21 protein-coding genes and 2 riboswitches are annotated in these 17,944 nt (G+C 37.8%); of the genes, 4 read left to right on the plus strand and 17 right to left on the minus strand.

All coding sequences use genetic code 11. From position 1 onward, the window contains the following. The first annotated feature begins 160 nt into the window (after positions 1-160). Positions 161-1,423, plus strand: coding sequence for a CYP152 family fatty-acid peroxygenase CypC (gene cypC / locus F0527_RS15260; RefSeq protein ID WP_150285466.1), 1,263 nt, complete (start codon positions 161-163; stop codon positions 1,421-1,423). A 47-nt stretch (positions 1,424-1,470) separates the two neighbouring features. On the opposite strand, the gene F0527_RS15265 is transcribed toward cypC, so the two are convergent. The 5 genes from F0527_RS15265 to F0527_RS15285 form a co-directional block, all read right to left on the minus strand. Then, the gene (locus F0527_RS15265) at positions 1,471-2,028 is read right to left on the minus strand and encodes an integrase (RefSeq protein WP_150285467.1); all 558 of its coding nucleotides are present in this window, start codon (positions 2,026-2,028) and stop codon (positions 1,471-1,473) included. A 291-nt stretch (positions 2,029-2,319) separates the two neighbouring features. Continuing rightward, positions 2,320-2,802, minus strand: a complete 483-nt coding sequence (locus tag F0527_RS15270) for a KGG domain-containing protein (protein WP_150285468.1) — start codon at positions 2,800-2,802, stop codon at positions 2,320-2,322. A gap of 260 nt (positions 2,803-3,062) precedes the next feature. Further along, the gene (locus tag F0527_RS15275; protein WP_150285469.1) at positions 3,063-3,356 is read right to left on the minus strand and encodes a hypothetical protein; all 294 of its coding nucleotides are present in this window, start codon (positions 3,354-3,356) and stop codon (positions 3,063-3,065) included. A gap of 75 nt (positions 3,357-3,431) precedes the next feature. After that, positions 3,432-4,085 carry a potassium channel family protein gene (locus F0527_RS15280; protein WP_150285470.1) on the minus strand — a complete coding sequence of 218 codons (654 nt, stop codon included), beginning with the start codon at positions 4,083-4,085 and terminating at the stop codon, positions 3,432-3,434. Positions 4,086-4,103: 18 nt separating this feature from the next. Further along, entirely contained in the window at positions 4,104-5,441 is a 1,338-nt protein-coding gene (locus F0527_RS15285) for a TrkH family potassium uptake protein (protein WP_190323513.1), read from the minus strand. A gap of 252 nt (positions 5,442-5,693) precedes the next feature. On the opposite strand from F0527_RS15285, the gene F0527_RS15290 reads away from it, so the two are divergent. Beyond that, on the plus strand, positions 5,694-5,888 hold the full coding sequence (locus tag F0527_RS15290) for a hypothetical protein (protein WP_066790465.1): 195 nt from the start codon (positions 5,694-5,696) through the stop codon (positions 5,886-5,888). Positions 5,889-5,965: 77 nt separating this feature from the next. On the opposite strand, the gene F0527_RS15295 is transcribed toward F0527_RS15290, so the two are convergent. The 5 genes from F0527_RS15295 to F0527_RS15315 all read right to left on the minus strand — a co-directional run bounded on the left by F0527_RS15295 (position 5,966) and on the right by F0527_RS15315 (position 9,775). Then, complete coding sequence (locus F0527_RS15295; RefSeq protein ID WP_150285472.1) at positions 5,966-6,946, minus strand: sensor domain-containing diguanylate cyclase; 981 nt, start codon at positions 6,944-6,946, stop codon at positions 5,966-5,968. Between the two features lie 17 nt (positions 6,947-6,963). Continuing rightward, positions 6,964-7,767 (minus strand): alpha/beta fold hydrolase, encoded by an 804-nt coding sequence (locus tag F0527_RS15300; RefSeq protein WP_150285473.1) that lies wholly within the window; start codon positions 7,765-7,767, stop codon positions 6,964-6,966. A gap of 114 nt (positions 7,768-7,881) precedes the next feature. After that, positions 7,882-8,781, minus strand: a complete 900-nt coding sequence (locus F0527_RS15305) for a TIGR01777 family oxidoreductase (protein ID WP_150285474.1) — start codon at positions 8,779-8,781, stop codon at positions 7,882-7,884. Positions 8,782-8,805: 24 nt separating this feature from the next. Beyond that, a complete protein-coding gene (locus tag F0527_RS15310) occupies positions 8,806-9,279 on the minus strand; it encodes a GNAT family N-acetyltransferase (RefSeq protein ID WP_150285475.1) in 474 nt (157 codons plus the stop codon). Next, complete coding sequence (locus tag F0527_RS15315) at positions 9,257-9,775, minus strand: GNAT family N-acetyltransferase (protein ID WP_150285476.1); 519 nt, start codon at positions 9,773-9,775, stop codon at positions 9,257-9,259. Before F0527_RS15315 ends, F0527_RS15310 begins: the two co-directional genes overlap by 23 nt. A gap of 144 nt (positions 9,776-9,919) precedes the next feature. On the opposite strand from F0527_RS15315, the gene F0527_RS15320 reads away from it, so the two are divergent. After that, positions 9,920-10,621 carry a hypothetical protein gene (locus F0527_RS15320; RefSeq protein ID WP_150285477.1) on the plus strand — a complete coding sequence of 234 codons (702 nt, stop codon included), beginning with the start codon at positions 9,920-9,922 and terminating at the stop codon, positions 10,619-10,621. Between the two features lie 57 nt (positions 10,622-10,678). Here F0527_RS15320 and thiE read toward each other — a convergent pair whose 3' ends face one another. From thiE to F0527_RS15355, 7 genes are all read right to left on the minus strand, one after another. Beyond that, complete coding sequence (gene thiE / locus F0527_RS15325) at positions 10,679-11,311, minus strand: thiamine phosphate synthase (RefSeq protein ID WP_150285478.1); 633 nt, start codon at positions 11,309-11,311, stop codon at positions 10,679-10,681. After that, positions 11,256-12,122 carry a bifunctional hydroxymethylpyrimidine kinase/phosphomethylpyrimidine kinase gene (gene thiD, locus F0527_RS15330; RefSeq protein ID WP_150285479.1) on the minus strand — a complete coding sequence of 289 codons (867 nt, stop codon included), beginning with the start codon at positions 12,120-12,122 and terminating at the stop codon, positions 11,256-11,258. The genes thiE and thiD overlap by 56 nt, the downstream gene beginning before the upstream one ends. Continuing rightward, positions 12,122-12,871, minus strand: coding sequence for a hydroxyethylthiazole kinase (gene thiM, locus F0527_RS15335; protein WP_150285480.1), 750 nt, complete (start codon positions 12,869-12,871; stop codon positions 12,122-12,124). Before thiM ends, thiD begins: the two co-directional genes overlap by 1 nt. Further along, a complete protein-coding gene (gene tenA / locus F0527_RS15340) occupies positions 12,858-13,538 on the minus strand; it encodes a thiaminase II (protein WP_150285481.1) in 681 nt (226 codons plus the stop codon). The genes thiM and tenA overlap by 14 nt, the downstream gene beginning before the upstream one ends. A gap of 61 nt (positions 13,539-13,599) precedes the next feature. Beyond that, positions 13,600-13,698: riboswitch (TPP riboswitch) on the minus strand. Positions 13,699-13,752: 54 nt separating this feature from the next. Continuing rightward, positions 13,753-13,851, minus strand: a riboswitch (TPP riboswitch). Positions 13,852-13,922: 71 nt separating this feature from the next. Continuing rightward, positions 13,923-14,351: a GNAT family N-acetyltransferase gene (locus F0527_RS15345; RefSeq protein ID WP_150285482.1), complete on the minus strand. Its 429-nt coding sequence runs from the start codon at positions 14,349-14,351 to the stop codon at positions 13,923-13,925. A 26-nt stretch (positions 14,352-14,377) separates the two neighbouring features. Beyond that, positions 14,378-15,112, minus strand: coding sequence for a hypothetical protein (locus F0527_RS15350; RefSeq protein ID WP_150285483.1), 735 nt, complete (start codon positions 15,110-15,112; stop codon positions 14,378-14,380). 1 nt (position 15,113) lies between these two features. After that, positions 15,114-15,842: a hypothetical protein gene (locus tag F0527_RS15355; protein ID WP_150285484.1), complete on the minus strand. Its 729-nt coding sequence runs from the start codon at positions 15,840-15,842 to the stop codon at positions 15,114-15,116. Between the two features lie 181 nt (positions 15,843-16,023). On the opposite strand from F0527_RS15355, the gene F0527_RS15360 reads away from it, so the two are divergent. Further along, positions 16,024-17,853, plus strand: a complete 1,830-nt coding sequence (locus F0527_RS15360; protein WP_150285485.1) for a hypothetical protein — start codon at positions 16,024-16,026, stop codon at positions 17,851-17,853. Positions 17,854-17,944 lie beyond the last annotated feature (91 nt).

The following is a 17,944-nucleotide window of genomic DNA, read 5'->3' on the forward strand; positions in this document are numbered from 1 at the left end:
TCCAAAGCATTTATAATTACTATTTACAGATAGCGATAATTTATGCCTCAAAACAGACATAGAAAAATTCACTTCAAATAAGTTTAATGCAGTTTTTTTTATGTAAAAAAGGGAACACTTTATACAAGTAATCATGCGTTTTAGGAGGATGAATTCACGGATGCCAAATGAAAAAGCTTTACCCAAAGAAGAAGGCGTTGATCACACTCTCAGTTTATTAAAAGAAGGCTATCTATTTTTAGCTAATCGCCGTAATACGCTGAATTCCAAAGTTTTTGAGACCCGAGTACTTGGAAAAAAGGCAATTTGTCTAAGCGGCAAAGAAGCAGCGGAATTATTCTACGATAATAAAAAATTTATTCGTCACGGCGTCGTACCCGAACGAGTTATTCAAACCCTTTTTGGAAAAGGCGGTGTACAAGGTCTTGATGGTGAAGAGCATACACATCGAAAAAAAATGTTTATGTCCGTTATGACAAAGGAACGGCTACAACAGCTTGCAGATATCACCGGCCAGCAATTCGCTATGGCTGTAGACAAATGGCGAAGCCAAGAACAGGTCGTTTTATTTGAAGAAATGCAATTACTTCTGACCAAAGTTGCATGTGAGTGGGCAGGTGTACCTCTATCAAAAGACCAAATACAAAAGCTTTCGAAGGATTTAACATCTTTATTTGAGACACCAGCAGCAGTAGGCCCTCGTAATTGGGGTGGCAGAATGTCACGTAATAGAATTGAAAAATCACTCATTGAGTTAGTAGAGGCTATTCGGGAAGAAAAGGTGACCGTTTCAGCGGATTCTATTTTATCGATTTTTGCTACACATCGTGATCTAGATAATCACTTATTGGATAAGCATGTGGTTGCGGTCGAAATATTAAACATCTTGCGCCCAATTGTAGCTGTTTCTATTTTTGTAAACTTTTTAGCTCTAGCTCTGCACAATTATCCAGAAGACCGAAAAAAGCTTGAAACAGGTGACCCAGCGTATGCGCAAATGTTCATTCAAGAAGTAAGACGCTTTTATCCTTTCTTCCCGTTCACAGGAGCCACAACAAAAGAAAGCTTTACGTGGAAGGGATATGACTTTGAAGAAGGTACACTTACCCTATTAGATTTATATGGAACAAACCATGATCCTGATGAGTGGGAAAATCCTGATAAGTTCTTACCTGAACGATTTAAAGATTGGAAGGAAAGTCCTTTTTCATTTATTCCACAAGGTGGCGGTGATTTTGTAATGGGACATCGCTGTGCTGGTGAATGGGCAACGGTAGAGATTTTGAAGGTCTGCCTTGATTATCTAGTAAACAAATTAACATATACAATGCCCCCACAAGATTTAAGCTATAGCATGTCAGACATTCCGAGCATTCCTAAGAGCAAAATTATTCTTACGAATGTGGAATCTAAAAAAGGATAATTATTTCTCTACAATAAAAAAGGCCTCCATATGGGGGCTTTTTTTCATTAGGCAGGCTGTAAACTAGGCACACTTTGAAGTTTTTGAAAGTGTTCCAAATCTTCCTGATATAATTTTCGATAAGTAGATAAACTATGTTCTTTTATTAGATGAAAGCTTTCTTCCTCAACAAGTTGATAAAGACGATTTAACTTTTCTGCGTTCTTCCATGCTGTTTCTTCAAATACTATATTCATTTCGTGCTCTTCAATTAGCACACTCATTAATGTTTGATCAGCATAAAACTCATCAAAAGTATGGCTTTCCTTTAAGTCAAAAATCTCAAAAGTTCTAGTCAACGATGCTAGCAAAGCATCCCTGTCCATAGCATGGCCGAGTTCATGAATCGTAATGGCTTTTACATATTCTTCAATTGAAACTCTATGTGATAGTTCATCATTTGCCTTCAACAAACGAGATGGATCAAAGCTAACATAATCTCCAATAAAATTATAGCTCATATTAATTCCTGATTGATCTTCTCTAAGTTCTTTTCCTATATTAACTACTTCCATAATTGATTGAATAAGTTCTTGAAAATGTTGTGATGTGTACTGTGCTTGCATAATGCATTAACTCCTCAAAATGTTCGTTCGCAAGAAATGGGCAAAGCCCGTCAATAAAAATCAAACTTGATTTAATATATACGAAGTTATATGTAAATTCAAGGAAAAATATTCATCACAATAAAAAAAACATGCTAAATATTAAAAAATACTATTTTTGACACAAAAAAAGAGTGTTTGTGAAGAATAAATCCTCACAAACACTCTTACCTAGTAATTTTCACTTTTGTGTGCTAAAATAAATACACCTAGTAATGATAGAGATTAATTAATTATTGATTAATCTCTGTCTTATTTTTTGCGGTTTTTACGAGCACGAGCTTCTCCGCCTTTACGGCCAGCTTCTTCGCGGCTCATTTTGCCGTCGTTGTCATCGCTATCAGAGCGTTGGTTGCTGCGAGCTTCTCCGCCTTTTTGGCCAATTTCTTCATAGAATTCACGGTCATGGTTTTTAGAAGTAGCTTCTCCACCTTTTTTACCGATTTCTTCGTAGAAATCACGATCATGGTTGTCAGCTGTTGCTTCTCCGCCTTTTTTACCGATTTCTTCGTAGAATTCACGGTCATGGTTTTCAGCTGTTGCTTCTCCACCCTTTTTACCGATTTCTTCGTAGAATTCACGGCCATGTGATTCTGCTGTTGCTTCTCCACCTTTTTTACCAATTTCTTCGTAGAATTCACGGCCATGTGTTTCAGCTGTTGTTTCTCCGCCTTTACGTCCTGCTTCTTCCACTGTCATTTTTCCATCGTTACGTTCTTTATTGTCTTTAGCCATTTTAAATTCCTCCTAGTATGTTTGGTATTTTGATGTTTTTTTGAACTTATTCTTTCTTAGTTAAGCTCATTATTTATATTCCCGCGGACCAAATTATTAAACTCTTTTTTTGAAATTTTTTAGATATTTATATACTTATCGCTTAATTAGTAATTATATTGCTTTCTGATTCCCCCTTTATTATCGTTTTCTATTAAACAAGTCTTCATAGGAACGTCCTTCATTATATAAAAAACCGCAAGCCATAGCCTGCAGTTCTTTTACGGATTTGTTCTTCCATCTGTACTAGAATATTCGTTAAACTTTACATCATTTTCATTGCTTAATGCTTGTCGACGTTTGCCCTCAGAAGAAACCGCTTCATTTGCAGCAATTTCGATTTGGTCGCCATCACTAGTACCGCTTACAGAGGGATTAGACTGCTTTTCTTCTAATAGATTGTTCTCAACAAGTCGACGTACATACTCTTCTAGTGGCAAGCCTTGTTCTTTGGCTTTCGCATTAAGTTGTGTCATCTCTTCATCCTGCAGCTGTATTGTTATTTGTTGTGCCATATGTTTATCATCCTTTCTAGTAGTTCTATCTACCTTTACCTACTTTCTTCGAATTTCAAACAAAACACGTCCGCCTTATAAACTTGAAAATTTCGCTAAATCATCTCTATGACCAATCATTACCAGGAGATCTTCTTTTTCGAATTTTTGATCAACAGGTGGTGTAACAATGATTTCTCCGTCTCGCAACAATGCGATAACGCTTAAATTATACTTCGCACGGATATCAAGTTCCCTTAATGTCTTACCTTCCATGTGCTTAGGTATGACTATTTCTTCGATATTATAGTTTTTAGAGAGCTCAATATAATTTAGCATGTTAGGTGATAACAGTTGGTTTGCTACCCGCTCGCCCATATCTCGTTCCGGATAAATAACCCAATCAACACCTACTTTTTCTAAAAGAATTCCATGACGTCGGCCAAGGGCTTTTGCAATCGTCTTTTTAACACCCAACTCTTTTAAAAGCATCGCTGTTAATATATTTGTTTGTAAGTCATCACCAATTGCTACAATGACACAATCAAACGTATCAACTTCCAATGAAACAAGCGATTTCTTCTCCGTAGCATCTGCAATAACAGCTTCTGTTACATATTGCTCAGCATCATTGACTCGTTCTTCATTAATATCGATACCTAACACTTCTTGGCCAGCCTCATGCAGCCTGCGTGCGATACTTGTTCCAAATCTACCTAACCCAATGACTGCGTATTGTCTAACTACCATCATTTTCACTCCTATTCATTAACCGATCATAATATTACCTTTTGGTCGATGGAACGTTTCTTTTTGGCGTCTCCGTGTAATAGCAATACCAATTGTAAGTGGACCTAGTCTCCCTGCAAACATCGTTAGTATAATGAGCAGTTGGCCGATCGGTGAAAGTTCAGTTGTTAAACCCATGGTCAAACCTACTGTCCCAAATGCTGATGTTGCTTCAAATAAATACATAATAAAGTGATGCCCTGTATCTGTAATGCTTAATATGAAGGTGACAAAAGCAACTATAGCAAAACCACACATTGCTACTGTGAATGCTTTAAATACTATTTCCTTTACCAGTCTTTTCTTAAAAATCACAATATCTTCGCGTCCTTTTATTTGGCTCCAAACTGTTGCAAGTAAGACGACAAAGGTTGTTACTTTGATACCGCCTGCAGTCGAACCTGATCCTCCTCCAATGAACATAAGAAACATCATAATTAACAACGTTGCGTGCGTTAAATCTCCTATAGGCAATGTATTGGCGCCCGCAGTACGAGATGTTACAGATTGGAATAACGCACCCAATACTTGCCCTAATGGTGAAAGAGGACCAAATGTTTTGGTATTGCCAAGTTCAAGTAAGTATATAGCTATTGTTCCGAAAAGCGTAAGAGATATAGATGTGATTAGCATAATCTTGGTATGCAAGGATAGTTTCCTTGTTTTTCTATACTCATACAAATCATTCATTACAATAAAGCCGATTCCCCCTAGTGTTATGAGAGCACAGATGGTTAGAACAATGACGGGATCATCCACATAAGATGTCAAACTACGAAATCCTCCCAATAAATCAAAACCAGCATTATTAAAATTTGAAATGGAATGGAAGACTCCATAATAAATAGCTTTTCCAATTGGCATATCGTACGAAAAACGAATCGCTAAAAGAAGAGCGCCCGAAAATTCAATTACCCCTGTAAAAAGCAATATCCTTCTCACCAAAATCCCAATACCTGTAAAGTCATTTAAATTAATAGCCTCTTTTAATACCAACCTTTCTTTTAAGGAAATTCTCTTTCCTAGTAGCATAAAAATAAAAGATGCGAAGGTCATGAATCCTAGTCCGCCAATTTGGATTAAAGAAAGAATGACTAACTCGCCAAAAAGAGAAAATGTACTCCCAGTGTCTACGACAACTAAGCCTGTAACACACGTCGCGGACGTAGCTGTAAATAAGGCCTTCAAAAAGGGCAATCCCTCACCATTCTCCGTTGCAGCTGGCAAAGATAAAAGAGTTGCGCCAACCAAAATTAAAATCGCAAAACCTAGCACCAACGTTTTAGATGGATTTATATTTCTCTTTATTTTCACTATCGCTACTCCTATTTTCGTTGTAATTTCCGCAATCCTATTTTAAACGCGGATTGATTTAAATTTATCTCATATCTTACCACATGCTAACTAGAATTATGCGAATAATTTTACTTTAACTGCATATGATTATATCAATCATTTGGGTATTGACAATAACTTCAAATATCATATATTATACATGACAGATTGATTTACGAAGAAAAAGGCAGCGACTTACAAGTTCCCTATAACTACTCTTTAAAGGTGGCTAACATGAGACAAACAAACAACCGATATACCGTAAATGCTGTTGGTACAGAAGGACAAATTTACCTAACGAACTGCAAGGATAAACATGAATTAAAACAATGGTTAGCCAAACATGAACACCATATCATTAAAGAAGAATTACAAATTATTGATAAAAAGAGATTACAATTATTTAAAATGTTCTCTTTTAAAAAATAAGACAGCTACCATTCCTATTAATATAAAAAGACGATTTTTTTGCCTCCATGATCACAAAAAAATCGTCTTTTCACTTTTTACATATAAATCTCTGTTGCATGCGTTACCATATTGCGCCCTTTCTCTTTTGATGCGTAAAGCGCTTCATCTGCACGCGCTTGAATTGATTGCTCAGTAACGTCCATTGTCGCCGTCGCTACTCCTATACTGATCGTGACGGTAGGAATCGTCCATAATGAACCAGCCACATATTCGCGTAGACCCTCTGCTACCTCTAAAGCCTCTCTCTGATTGGCCTCTCCCAAAATTACAGCAAATTCCTCTCCGCCGATTCTAGCCGCAACATCTTCGCCGCCTATCTTCTCTTGAATCATTTGGGAAATTGTTTTTAACACCTGGTCACCTATCGGATGGCCAAATGTATCATTCACTTTCTTGAAATGATCAATATCGATAATTAATAGAGAAAAAGGGTTGCCTGTTTTGTTAAATTGGCTGATACATTCTACCATCTTCTCTGAATAACCCCTTCGGTTATGCAAACCTGTAAGCTCGTCTGTCATCGCCAGCTCTTGAAGCATGGTGTTCATACCGATTAACTCCTGTTGCTTATTCTCCAGTTCCTTGCGTAATCCGTTTAGTTCCTGGATAGCCTTTTTCTTAGCGATATTTCTTTCCTCAGCTTCCTTCTTAGCTGCTAATAGCACTTTTTCGTATTCACGCCTTTTTTTTATTGCTATCATGGCACACGAAATTGTTATTCCCCCATCATTTAACTGCTTTATTGCATTCATAATAACAGGGACTTCTCTGCCTGTTTTTGACTTTAAAGATATGTACACTTCTTCTACGCTTTCTTCCATTTCGACGATTGGCAATACAAATAATTGATAGAATGTTTGGCTTGGAACCGTCAAAAGGGACTGAATGGACTTTCCTTTGAGTTCAGACATTTCAAATTCAAGCAATTGAAGTAGCATAAAATTAGCATCCAAAATTCGCCCATTTTCTGCAAGCAGTAAATAACTACAAGGGGCATAATTTAATTGTTCATTCATACTTAATCATCTACCTCTTAAATATTCGCTAGACATGTGAAAATTAACTGCGTTGTTTCTTCCGGCTGACTTACATGTGGACAATGTCCAGTTGCCTCCATAAAAAAGATAGCGCTTTCTTTTATATGTTCATTCATATAAATACCTACCTCTTTCGGTGCTATTGAATCGTCTTCACACTGTAAAATACACGTTGAAACAGTTACTTGTTGAAGCACATGGCGATAATCAGATAAAAAAGTAGCCCTTGCAAACTCTTTTGCACACAGTGGATCTGTGGAACAAAAGCTTCCCTCCAATTCAGCAGCAAGCTCTGGTCTGTCCAAATTTTTCATGACTACTTTAGAAAGATAGTTAGCCCAGCCAATGTAGTTTAGCTCCATCATTTCAAAAAGCCCATCTAAATCCTCTCGTTCAAATCCACCTTTATAGGAAGGTAAATCATTTATATAGCAAGGGGATGGCCCAAGCATGATTAGCTGCTTAAAAAGCGCCGGGTCTTGTAGTGATGCAAGCATACCTATCGTAGCGCCGACAGAATGTCCAACAAAAATAACTTCCTTCAGATTTAGCTCCTTGCACATTTCCACTACATCCTGCGCATAGCCTTCTAAGGTTTTATATTTTTCAGATTGATATGCAGAGTAATCAGATTTTCCCGCTCCTACATAATCAAATAAAATGACGCGGTATTCTTTTTCAAATTGCGGTGCAACATAGCGCCACATAGTTTGATCACAGCCAAAACCCGCGGCAAAAATGATAGCTTGTTCTCCTTCACCATTTATTTTTACATTATTCTTTTTTATAAAATCTAGCATACTGTCATCACCTTTTATTTCACCATTAATATAGTACTTATTGATTTTATTTTTAATAAATTATACCATAACGTAATTCCTATTACACTCTTATGGCAAATAAATAATGTAGTATTATATACCCATTATATCTTTTAGCGCTTCTTCTGCCGTTGGGTATTTATAATTAAACCCTGAATCTAACAACGCTTGAGGGAGCACGTTTTGGCCTTCAAGTACTATTGTACTTTTTTCGCCCAGCAATAGCTTCATCATAAAGCTTGGAACAGGAAGAAAATGAGGCCGCCTTAAAACTTCACCAATTGCACGACCAAAATCTTTCATTCTAAGGGGGTTGGGTGCTGTAACATTAATTGGCCCATTTAAAGATGAAGTGATAATTGCATATAAGATAGCACGAGCAACATCGTCTACATGAACCCAGGAAACCCATTGTCTTCCGCTTCCTACAGTACCGCCTACAAATAACTTATAAGGCAATGTCATAAGCGGTAATGCGCCCTCATCCCCAAGAATCACGCCAAATCTGGCTAGGACTGTCCTTACGCCTGCCTCTTCTGCCCTATTCGCCATACCTTCCCATTTTTGAACTGTTTCACCTAAAAAATCTGTTGCCTTTTCTGTAGATGTTTCGGTATAACTAGCTGTCGTAGAAGCTGGATAGATGCCAATCGCACTTGCGTTAACAAGTACAGTCGGTTTATATGAGACTGCTTTGATAATGCGGATCAATTCCTCCGTGGCTAACATACGGCTATCTACTACTTCTTTTTTATGCGTTTCTGACCAACGTCCATCATTAATCGATTTTCCGGCCAAGTTAACCCATGCATCGATTGAATCTAATTCCTTTTCAGGAGCATCATCTTCACCAAGCCACTTCACATAGGTCATTCCATTTTCTTTTTTTGCATGCCCTCTTGTTAAGATATAGACTTCATGGCCATTTTCCAGTAGCAGCTCTGCTAGCTTTTTCCCTACAAATCCGGACCCGCCCGTTATGCCCACTTTCATATAGTTATAACCCCCAAATTCTTATCATAGCTCTTTCTCAAACATCACCATGTCCAGCGCTCTAATCCCGTTTTCATAAATAGGGGTAGGATAAGCAGCAAAAAAGCCTTTTTTCACCCCAGATAAACGAAAGCCACATTTTTGGTAAAAAGCAATGTTATCAATACTAGAATTAGCCGTTCCCACAATCATTTTTTTAAAACCAGCTTTTGTGAACAGCAACGTACATTCAGCTATAATTTCTTTACCTACCCCTTTCCCTCTCCAAGCCTTTTCTAATGCCAAATTTTTTAATTCAATCGTATGCTCATCTATTTCTATAAATAATGCCACTCCAATAGTCTCCTCATTGCTACATATGGCATAAAGTACACCTTTATTTAAATAAGTACGTACTATTGCTTCCTCATCGGCTAGCATCAAATAGGATACATACTTAGCGCGCTCATTCTCTTGTATTCTTTGAAAATCCAGCTTATTGGACTGATGATTCTTCATATGTTTCTCCCTCTTTAACCTCTAACTTCATCCGGACCGTTTGTAATTGATGCCCGTCGAAATCTTCTTCAAATTCCTCTATTACTTTAAATCCTTTTGCCTTATAAAAGTTCATACCGATTGTATTATCTTTTTCTACATTTATGCATACATACGCTGGCTTCAAATCTTCAATGCCTTTTTGTAAAAGAGCAGTCCCTATCCCCTGCTTCTGATATTCAGGATGAAGATAGATGGCAGCCAATTCAACCCATTGGCCAGACTGTATATTCGAGTAATTGGCAAAGCCTACGATTACACCCTCTTGTTCTGCCACATAAAAAGGTGACCCTGAATATCTTTTTTCTAACATGTCTGGGTTGTATGCTTGCGCAAGAAAGCGATTCTGCACATCGCTTGGAATGATTCCATCATATGTTGAATGCCAACTCGTCTGCGCGATTTCTTGTACCTCTTGAATATCTGGATAACTCATTTTCCGAATTACTAACTTCATGTTTTTGAACTCCCTTCTATATATAATTCTTTCTAGTTAACTTCTATCCACCACATACTATTTCCTGCATCTGTTGTTAAATCTAACTTATACGTTTCACTTTTAAAGAAAAAGGAAATACTATTGTTTAGGGAGTGAAGTCAATTGAACAATAATATGAAGAAGTATCTACCAAAAGCATCACTATTTCTGGCAGCAGGGGTTATCTTAGCAGGGTGCGGCAATGATACCAAAAACACAAGCCCTCAAAAAGACAGTTCTCAGCCTAAACAAACTGAGAACAGTAATACAAGTACAAGCCCTAATGAAAGTGCCGAATTAAAAACTCTAAAGAACCTTTCAAAGGATCCAGATAAAAATGATTCATCAGAAGGTGACTTTGATCTAGTAGGCAAATATGTGAAAGAAAATGACGATGAGATCACCCTAGAGATTCACGGAAAACAAGTAGCCATTCAAAAGAATTCATCCTTTGAAAGCGACAAAAAAGGTATGAAAGGTGATTTGCAAGATAAACAAGTCGTTGTGGAAGTATCCACGGATAAAGCCGTTGCAGAAAGTGTTAAGCCAACAGACAAAACCCTCGCAGATCAGGATGGTGTATATGATAGAGATGGTGTTGAAAAAGAGATCATTGGTAAACTCATTAAGAATGATTCAAATGAAATAACTCTTCAAACGCCAAATGGCAATAATACATTCCAGAAAACGCATGACTTTGAATTGGATGATGAAGCGAGATCTCAAACCAAATTGGAAGGCAAAATGGTTCGGATTGAAACAGACGATCAAGGGAAAGCAGAGGAACTAAGCTATAGCTGGATTGATCAAGAGGAAACGAAATAATATACAATCTAAAAAAGCTGCATGAAGTTGTCATTAAGACAGTTCATGCAGCTTTTATTATGCTTCAAAAATAGATTGAAAAGATCTTACCACAGGCCTGCAATCTTCGCTTTGACATATCGCTGAAATGATTGCGACACCGTTCGCTCCGCTCTTTTTTAACGGCTGTGCATTATGAGCGGTAATACCACCAATAGCCACAATAGGGAGGTTTGGATACAACATTCTAGCCTGTTGTAAAAATGTTACTCCTGCAGGCTTTTTGGCATCTTGTTTGGACTTCGTTTCATAAATAGGTCCTATTCCAACATAATCTGCACCTTGTTTCACAGCCTGCACCAATTCTTCTTTTGTGTGTACGGAAACGCCAATTACCTTCCCTTTAAATTTCGTCCGTACTTTTTCTAGAGCCATATCATCCTGTCCTATGTGTACACCATCCGCTTCTATCTTCAAAGCCAAATCGATATGATCATTCACAATAAATGGGACCTCATATTGTTTACATAGCTTCTGGCACTCACTCGCGAACATTTCAAGTTCTTTGCCAGTTAATGCCCCTTCACCCTTTTCACGCAACTGAAACATTGTGATACCAGCCTGTAATGCTTGTTCGAGCACTTCGAGGGGTGGTTCAATGCAGTTTTGCGTGCCCATAATTAGATAAACTGCTAAATTCTCTTTCCTCACTAATTGTCACCTCACAGTTGCCGCTTAATTTTTTATACGCAAAATGGTTTGTAGGGCCATGTCCATTCCCTATATTTAATGGATGTTGAATAGCTAAATGGACAAATTTTTTCGCTTCTATTATGGCACTTTTTAAAGAGAAGCCCTGTGCCAAAAAAGCGGTTAGCGCTGCTGAGAATGTACATCCTGTACCGTGTGTTTGAACAGTGGAAATTCGCTTCGTTTGCATTGAAAAGAACGAATCATCTTGAAAATATACAGTATCTACTGCATCCTTACCTTCTAAATGACCGCCTTTTATAATGACGCATGAAACACCCATTGCAAGCATTGCGTTTGCAGCCTTTTCTAAGTCTTTTGGGCTTTTTATCTCGATTCCGCTTATTACCTCTGCTTCTGGTATGTTTGGTGTAAGAACAGTTGCACGCGGCAATAGGGTTTTTTTCAGCGCAGTCACTGCCTCATGTTGCAACAAAGATGCTCCACCTTTCGCAATCATCACTGGGTCTACTACCAATTGTGTCTCTTTATCTCGCAAACTATGTGTTACAGCTTCAATAATCTCGGCAGAAAACAACATGCCCGTTTTCACCGCTTTTACCGGCATATCCTTCATCACTACTTCGATTTGCTGCTGAACAAATGAGGGATCGGCAGAGAATATGCCCTCAACACCTAGCGTATTTTGCGCAGTCAATGCTGTAATAGCCGATGTGCCAAAAACGCCAAGCTCCTGGAAAGTCTTTAGATCTGCTTGAATACCTGCTCCTCCACCGCTGTCAGAACCGGCAATAGTCATGGCAATATTCATTATGCTCGCCCTCCTGCAATCTGGTGCAATTGATTGAGCACCTCTTGTTGAACAGTGCCTAACCATTCCTTCTGGCGAGCCTTCTCCGCAACCTTTTTATAGTCTTTCAGAACGTCGACTAAGATAGAAAGATCATTTCTTTCTACTGCTAAGGCTGCTGTACAGATGGCGCTAAGCAAACAACCTGTTCCTGTTATCTTTGTCATGAGCTCATGGCCGCCTGCTATATAATCAATACTTTCACCGTTTGTGGCAATATCCACCTCGCCCGTGACAATGACAAAGCAGTTGTACTGTTTCGCTATAGCCTTTGCTGTCTGCTCGATATCCATCTCTCCTACACCGCTGTCTACTCCCTTTGAGTCCCAATTGACACCTGCGATAGCTGCAAGTTCTCCAGTATTGCAGCGAATAAGATCAAATTTGATTTCTCTCAATAGATTCTTCACCGTCTCGCGGCGAAAGGCAGTGGCACCTACACCTACCGGATCAAGGACCACAGGAATTCCCACTTCATTCGCTTTGCGCCCAGCTACAATCATTGCTTCTTTTGTTCGGCCATTAATGGTACCAATATTAACAAGTAAACCACTTGCAACAGAAACCATATCTCCAACCTCTGCAATTTCATCTGCCATAACTGGCGATGCCCCAATCGCGAGCAGTCCGTTTGCTGTAAAATTTGCTACTACATAATTTGTTATACAGTGGATTAAAGGATTTTCCTGATTTATTTTAAGCAAGCTCATAAGGTGAAAGGTCCTTCCAATTTTCTAAAGACCAGGCCATATCCCAAAACTTGCATTCATAATAGGCACTCATTTGGAAAAATGCTTTCATCTTTTGATGGTCAGCTGGGTTTTCTTTCGCATACTTATTGAGCATCTGCTTTTGGATACCCAGTTGATCTTTAAACTCTTTACCGCTATACAATTCAATCCAATCTCTGTATAACTTCTGTGTCGGTTTTTCATCTTTATACTCTTCACCAATACTTTGGTATAACCAAGGACATGGCAGCAACGCGGCAAATGCAACTGGCAGGCTTTCGTTTAGAACGGCGTTATACATATGGTTAATATAATTATTGTTGGCTGGCGCAGGAATAAGCTCCGCTTGTTCCTGTTCTCCAATATGAAGTTCTTTGAAAACAGTCCGGTGGAGCTCAAGTTCTGCTTCATTTATACTTCTAGCTGATTCAAGATAATAGGCCATTTCCTGGTTCGTCTCTGATTTGGATGCTGCTATTGCCAATATTTTTGAGTAATGCTTTAAATAAATGGCATCCTGCATCATATAAAATTTAAAGTTCTCCATTGGCAGTGTGCCCTGTACTAACCCTTTCACGAATGGGTGTACCATGCTATCATCCCAATATGCATCTGCTTCTTCTCTAACAACTTCATCAAATCTCACTGTTCGTCCTCCTTTAAAGTGGACGTAGACGCAAAAAATCCCTATGAGTAGACATAGAGATTTCATACCTTCATCTGCTCCCTACGTCAGTATTAACTGTCAGGTTCTAAGGGTCAGGTTTTAACCTTCTCAACACTTTCGTGTCCCCCCGCACTAAAATATTTGGTTGGGTACAAAAAAACTCTCCCATAAACGGAGAGCTGCTGTACAAAACGATCATATGTACTTTGCTCCCTACGCCAGTATTAACTGACAGGTTCTAAGGGTCAGGCTTAAACCTTCTCAACACTTTCGTGTCCCCCTGCAAATATTTAAGTTATATTCATCGTACCATTCAACTGGATGCCATTCAAGGATAAAACAAGCATAGCTTTTTACAACATATTAGAATTCTTTCTTAAACACATAGCTTACCTTGTCGTACCCCATCTTTTCTTCATAAAAACGGTGTGCCTTCGTACGTTGCAACCCAGAAGATAAGGCCACACACTCATACTTATATTCTTTAGCCCATTCTTCTACAAATACAAGCAACTCTTCTCCATAACCGAACGAGCGCTTAGATGCATCTGTCACTAAATCACATACCCATATATATCTTCCATAATAAAGTGTAATCATTGGCTGGAATCCGACCACCGCAACTATTTCATCAGAGTCAACGAGTGCATAGAGCTTATACTGTTCCTTTTCCATCGCTTCCATCACTAATTCTACATATGTGTTTATATCTAAATGTGTTCTGAGTTGGCTCATGACCGGAAAGGCATCCATAATTTCATCTTTTGAGTTTAAATTTTTTATCATTTTCATAAAAACACCTCCTAGATTATCGATACTCATTCATAAAGATCACGACTTCCCTTTTCAAAACGTTCTGGAAAGCGTAAAATGATATCCCCGGTTGAAAAGCTTTCTCCATTATTAGTAAAATCAATCGGCTCTTTTACACCAGGCTTGGCATTCGGTCTCCATCCAAAATTAAGCGAATCTCCATCCTCCTCATTTGAGAAGAGCCAATCCATTTGAACAGGTCTAGCATAATCGATGATCGTAGCCCAATCTTCTGGAATAGGGAAAACCCCATATGTCTTATTATGCAATCGCACGTTCTCCGTCATTTGAACTGGTGGAATATAAAGGCCTTTCCTATCCCAGGTGATATAATCCCGCTGTCTCGTTAGATAAAATGTAAATGAATCAACCTTATTTTTATGAAAAATATTCCACACATATACATACTTTGGCCGTTTTCCCTCTTCTATCTTCCATATCATCGGTTCTTCGCGATTATCCACTTCAGCGACTCGCCATTTATTCTTCTTCCAAATCCAATAGCTAAGTCCATAGTCTTTATTCAAAGAAATAAAAGGAACCACTTTATGGCGTTCATCAACATGGATTATGTCTTGTATTATTTTTACGCTAGCCTCAGGGAAGGTCTGATTTATATCCTTTTTCAGCGCTTCCTCTGTTGGAAAAGGCGCTGGTTTTGAATAAGAATAATAGAAGAATAGACCTATAATACCAATAACCACCACTAAAAGAGCAAACATTCCTTTTCTTTTCTTCATACTAATGCTCCTCCCTTAGCACTGAATCATTTAAACGGTAGTAAAGCTGATGCTGAGACGTAGTTATCAGAATTCCTTTTCCGCCTTTTTCTATGTACAGAACCGGTGAGGGAAGCCCACTTCCCCATTTCGGCTTTACTCCTACAAGTTGATAAGGAAAATGTTCTTCTTTTTTGTTAATTTCTGAGGGACTCATCTCATAAAGGCTTGAAAACCACTTATCACTATAGATTTCCCGCTGTTTCAAGTGTGTGAATTTCCCTGCTAGCTTCTTTCTATCTAACACTATATTCTTTTTTGCTGAAGGATGAATAGTGATTAATTTTGCATTTTCTAAATTTGCCATAAAGGTAGTTGGATTTTTGTCTGGAAAAATCCAATGTTGAAAGGGTATTGTTACAAGTGAAGCTACTAGAAAAATAAAATTGAAGCCAAATCCCATCCAAGCAAAAGAGCGATACGATTGCCAACGATTTTTGCCTTTCAACACAAAATATAAAATCCATACCCCTAAAGGCAAAATGGATAGTTTTAGCGCTGTGTTCCAGATGTTCAAGTTGATAGAAAAAGAAAAAAGGCCAATAAATAGGACAAGTGCAGCCTTCCAAATTTTAATGACGCCTCCATGTTTTTTATAGTTACGGTAGAAAAGGTAACCACAGATACACCATGCTAAAATTAGAGTTATGACAGGTATAATAGCAATAGATGAATAATCAATTGTAACCACACTCTCTCCCCTTTCTGCTTGTCATTTTTGGATGATGTCCCTGCTTCCTATATACATCATTATGTCATAAGGAATTCAACCAATATAGCATAATTTTACCTTTTTGGTAAATGTATTTAACAAACCAATAAGCTTTTATTATATGATAGACAGTATATTAAGAGAGCTAAAGAGGTGACCTATGTCAAAATTTAAGCGATTCATGCGTTTAGAGTGGCAAAATTTTAAAGAAGAATTTAAAGAGGACATTCACTATGAATGGGAAACAGACTATAAGGGACATATAATTAAAGTCGTTATGGATATTCATGCAAAACAATTATTTGTAGATCAAACATTAGTGAAACAAGTTCAATATCCAAGCTTTGTTTCCCACTTCTATACATTCAAGAAACTAAAAGAGAAAGTTGAAATAGATGGTGAAACTTATATCATTGACGCGGACATCGGAGGCATTAAATCCTATGTTTGTACTATAAAAGTGGATGGCACAACTATTTTTAAAGAAAAAGAAGTATTAGACTTCAATCCATCAGAATATCGACAAGCTATCCTCCCCTTTATCATTGATCAGATGAAAGTAAACGGTAAAGTTGTGAATGAAACATTGCCGGATGAATCTTATTATTTTTTAGAAGACGATGATATTCGTTTTGCTCCTGGCGCAGCCGATCAGCTGATAGATGATACATACGGCTTTTCCTCTGACGCAAAATCATTATTGAAATTACTGTTAAAACAATTAAATACACCTAACCATAAAACCCGCAGAGCTATTTATGAAAAAGTAAGAGATAAGGAATTTGCTGAATATGTTGGAATCTTTCGGGAGTTATTAAAACAAGAAGAAGGGATAGATCGAGAAGCATTGCACAATGAAGCACTTTGGTTTATTCACCACTCGTCACATCGGTATGCCATGCAATTTGGTATTATGATTCTTGGTTTTTCAAATTGTGAAGAAGATTTGACACTTTTACACACAATAGGATTGCATGAAGAGTTTACATTATATGTAGCAGATGCTTTTTTGCAGGGTACAAAGAATCCACATGAAAATTTATATTTGCTAGCAAAAGAAGTAAATGGTTGGGGCAAGATTGCTTGTGTGGAGCGTTTGGAGCCTGTAACAGACGAAATAAAAGAATGGCTTTTAACAAAGGGCTGTGAAAATTCAATTATGAATCACTATCTAGCCTATAGCTGCGCTATGAAAGGCGAGCTAGATATGGCATTGGCACAGCCTACGATATCCGAATCCTTGTACAACGGAGCAGGCCAAATAATAGAAGGTCTTATAGAAGAAGGGCCATCCTATACAATTGAAGAATATCCTCATGCTAGGGATGTTCTAAATTCTTATGTTCAGCATGCAAAAAAACATGCCACTACCCTTAAAAAACTGTACCCCGTTGCCGTCATCCAATGCTTTATCACGGGTGTGGTAGAGGGGGATTACGTAGAATATAACGGAACACTGGCAGAAAAACTTTCACTTGAAAATGAGATTAAATCCATCCTTGAAAATTCTAAATGGAAACCACTTATAGTACAGTCTTTAGATGTAGAGCCTGACCTTTATATTCCTATACGCGTTGCACAGGCAATACAATTTGATTTATCTCATATTTTTTTGGAGAAGATCATGCATGGGAACTATGATAAATCGCTCTACATATACATCATGCAATCTCATAATCGGCAGGTAGTAGAAAAGCTTATCCAATTTATTCAGCAAGCAATTGATTTACAACACATGACGCCTGAACAAGAAGAATGCATTGATATAGCGATTTCTTATATAAGTGATTATGAAGGAATAGGCCTTTCTTTTATAGAAAAATGTATGCAATTAAATAATAGAAGATTTGAATACATGGCTTTAAACGCCTTTTGTGAATGGGATACAGATTACTGGAATACTCCTACAATTCTTTCCCACATCAAACGAGTGGCTAAAGAATCTAAAGATAGAGAAAATCGCAAAATAGCTAAAAGTCTTCTAAAATAAATACTAAAAAAGCGAAAGCAACTGCTTTCGCTTTATTTCATTTTTAATTATCCCTTTTCCCAATTCCTCCATTTAAGATCGATTGCAAATT

Origin of the sequence: Rummeliibacillus sp. TYF-LIM-RU47, assembly GCF_008638315.1 — a bacterium.
GTDB classification, from domain to species: domain Bacteria; phylum Bacillota; class Bacilli; order Bacillales_A; family Planococcaceae; genus Rummeliibacillus; species Rummeliibacillus stabekisii.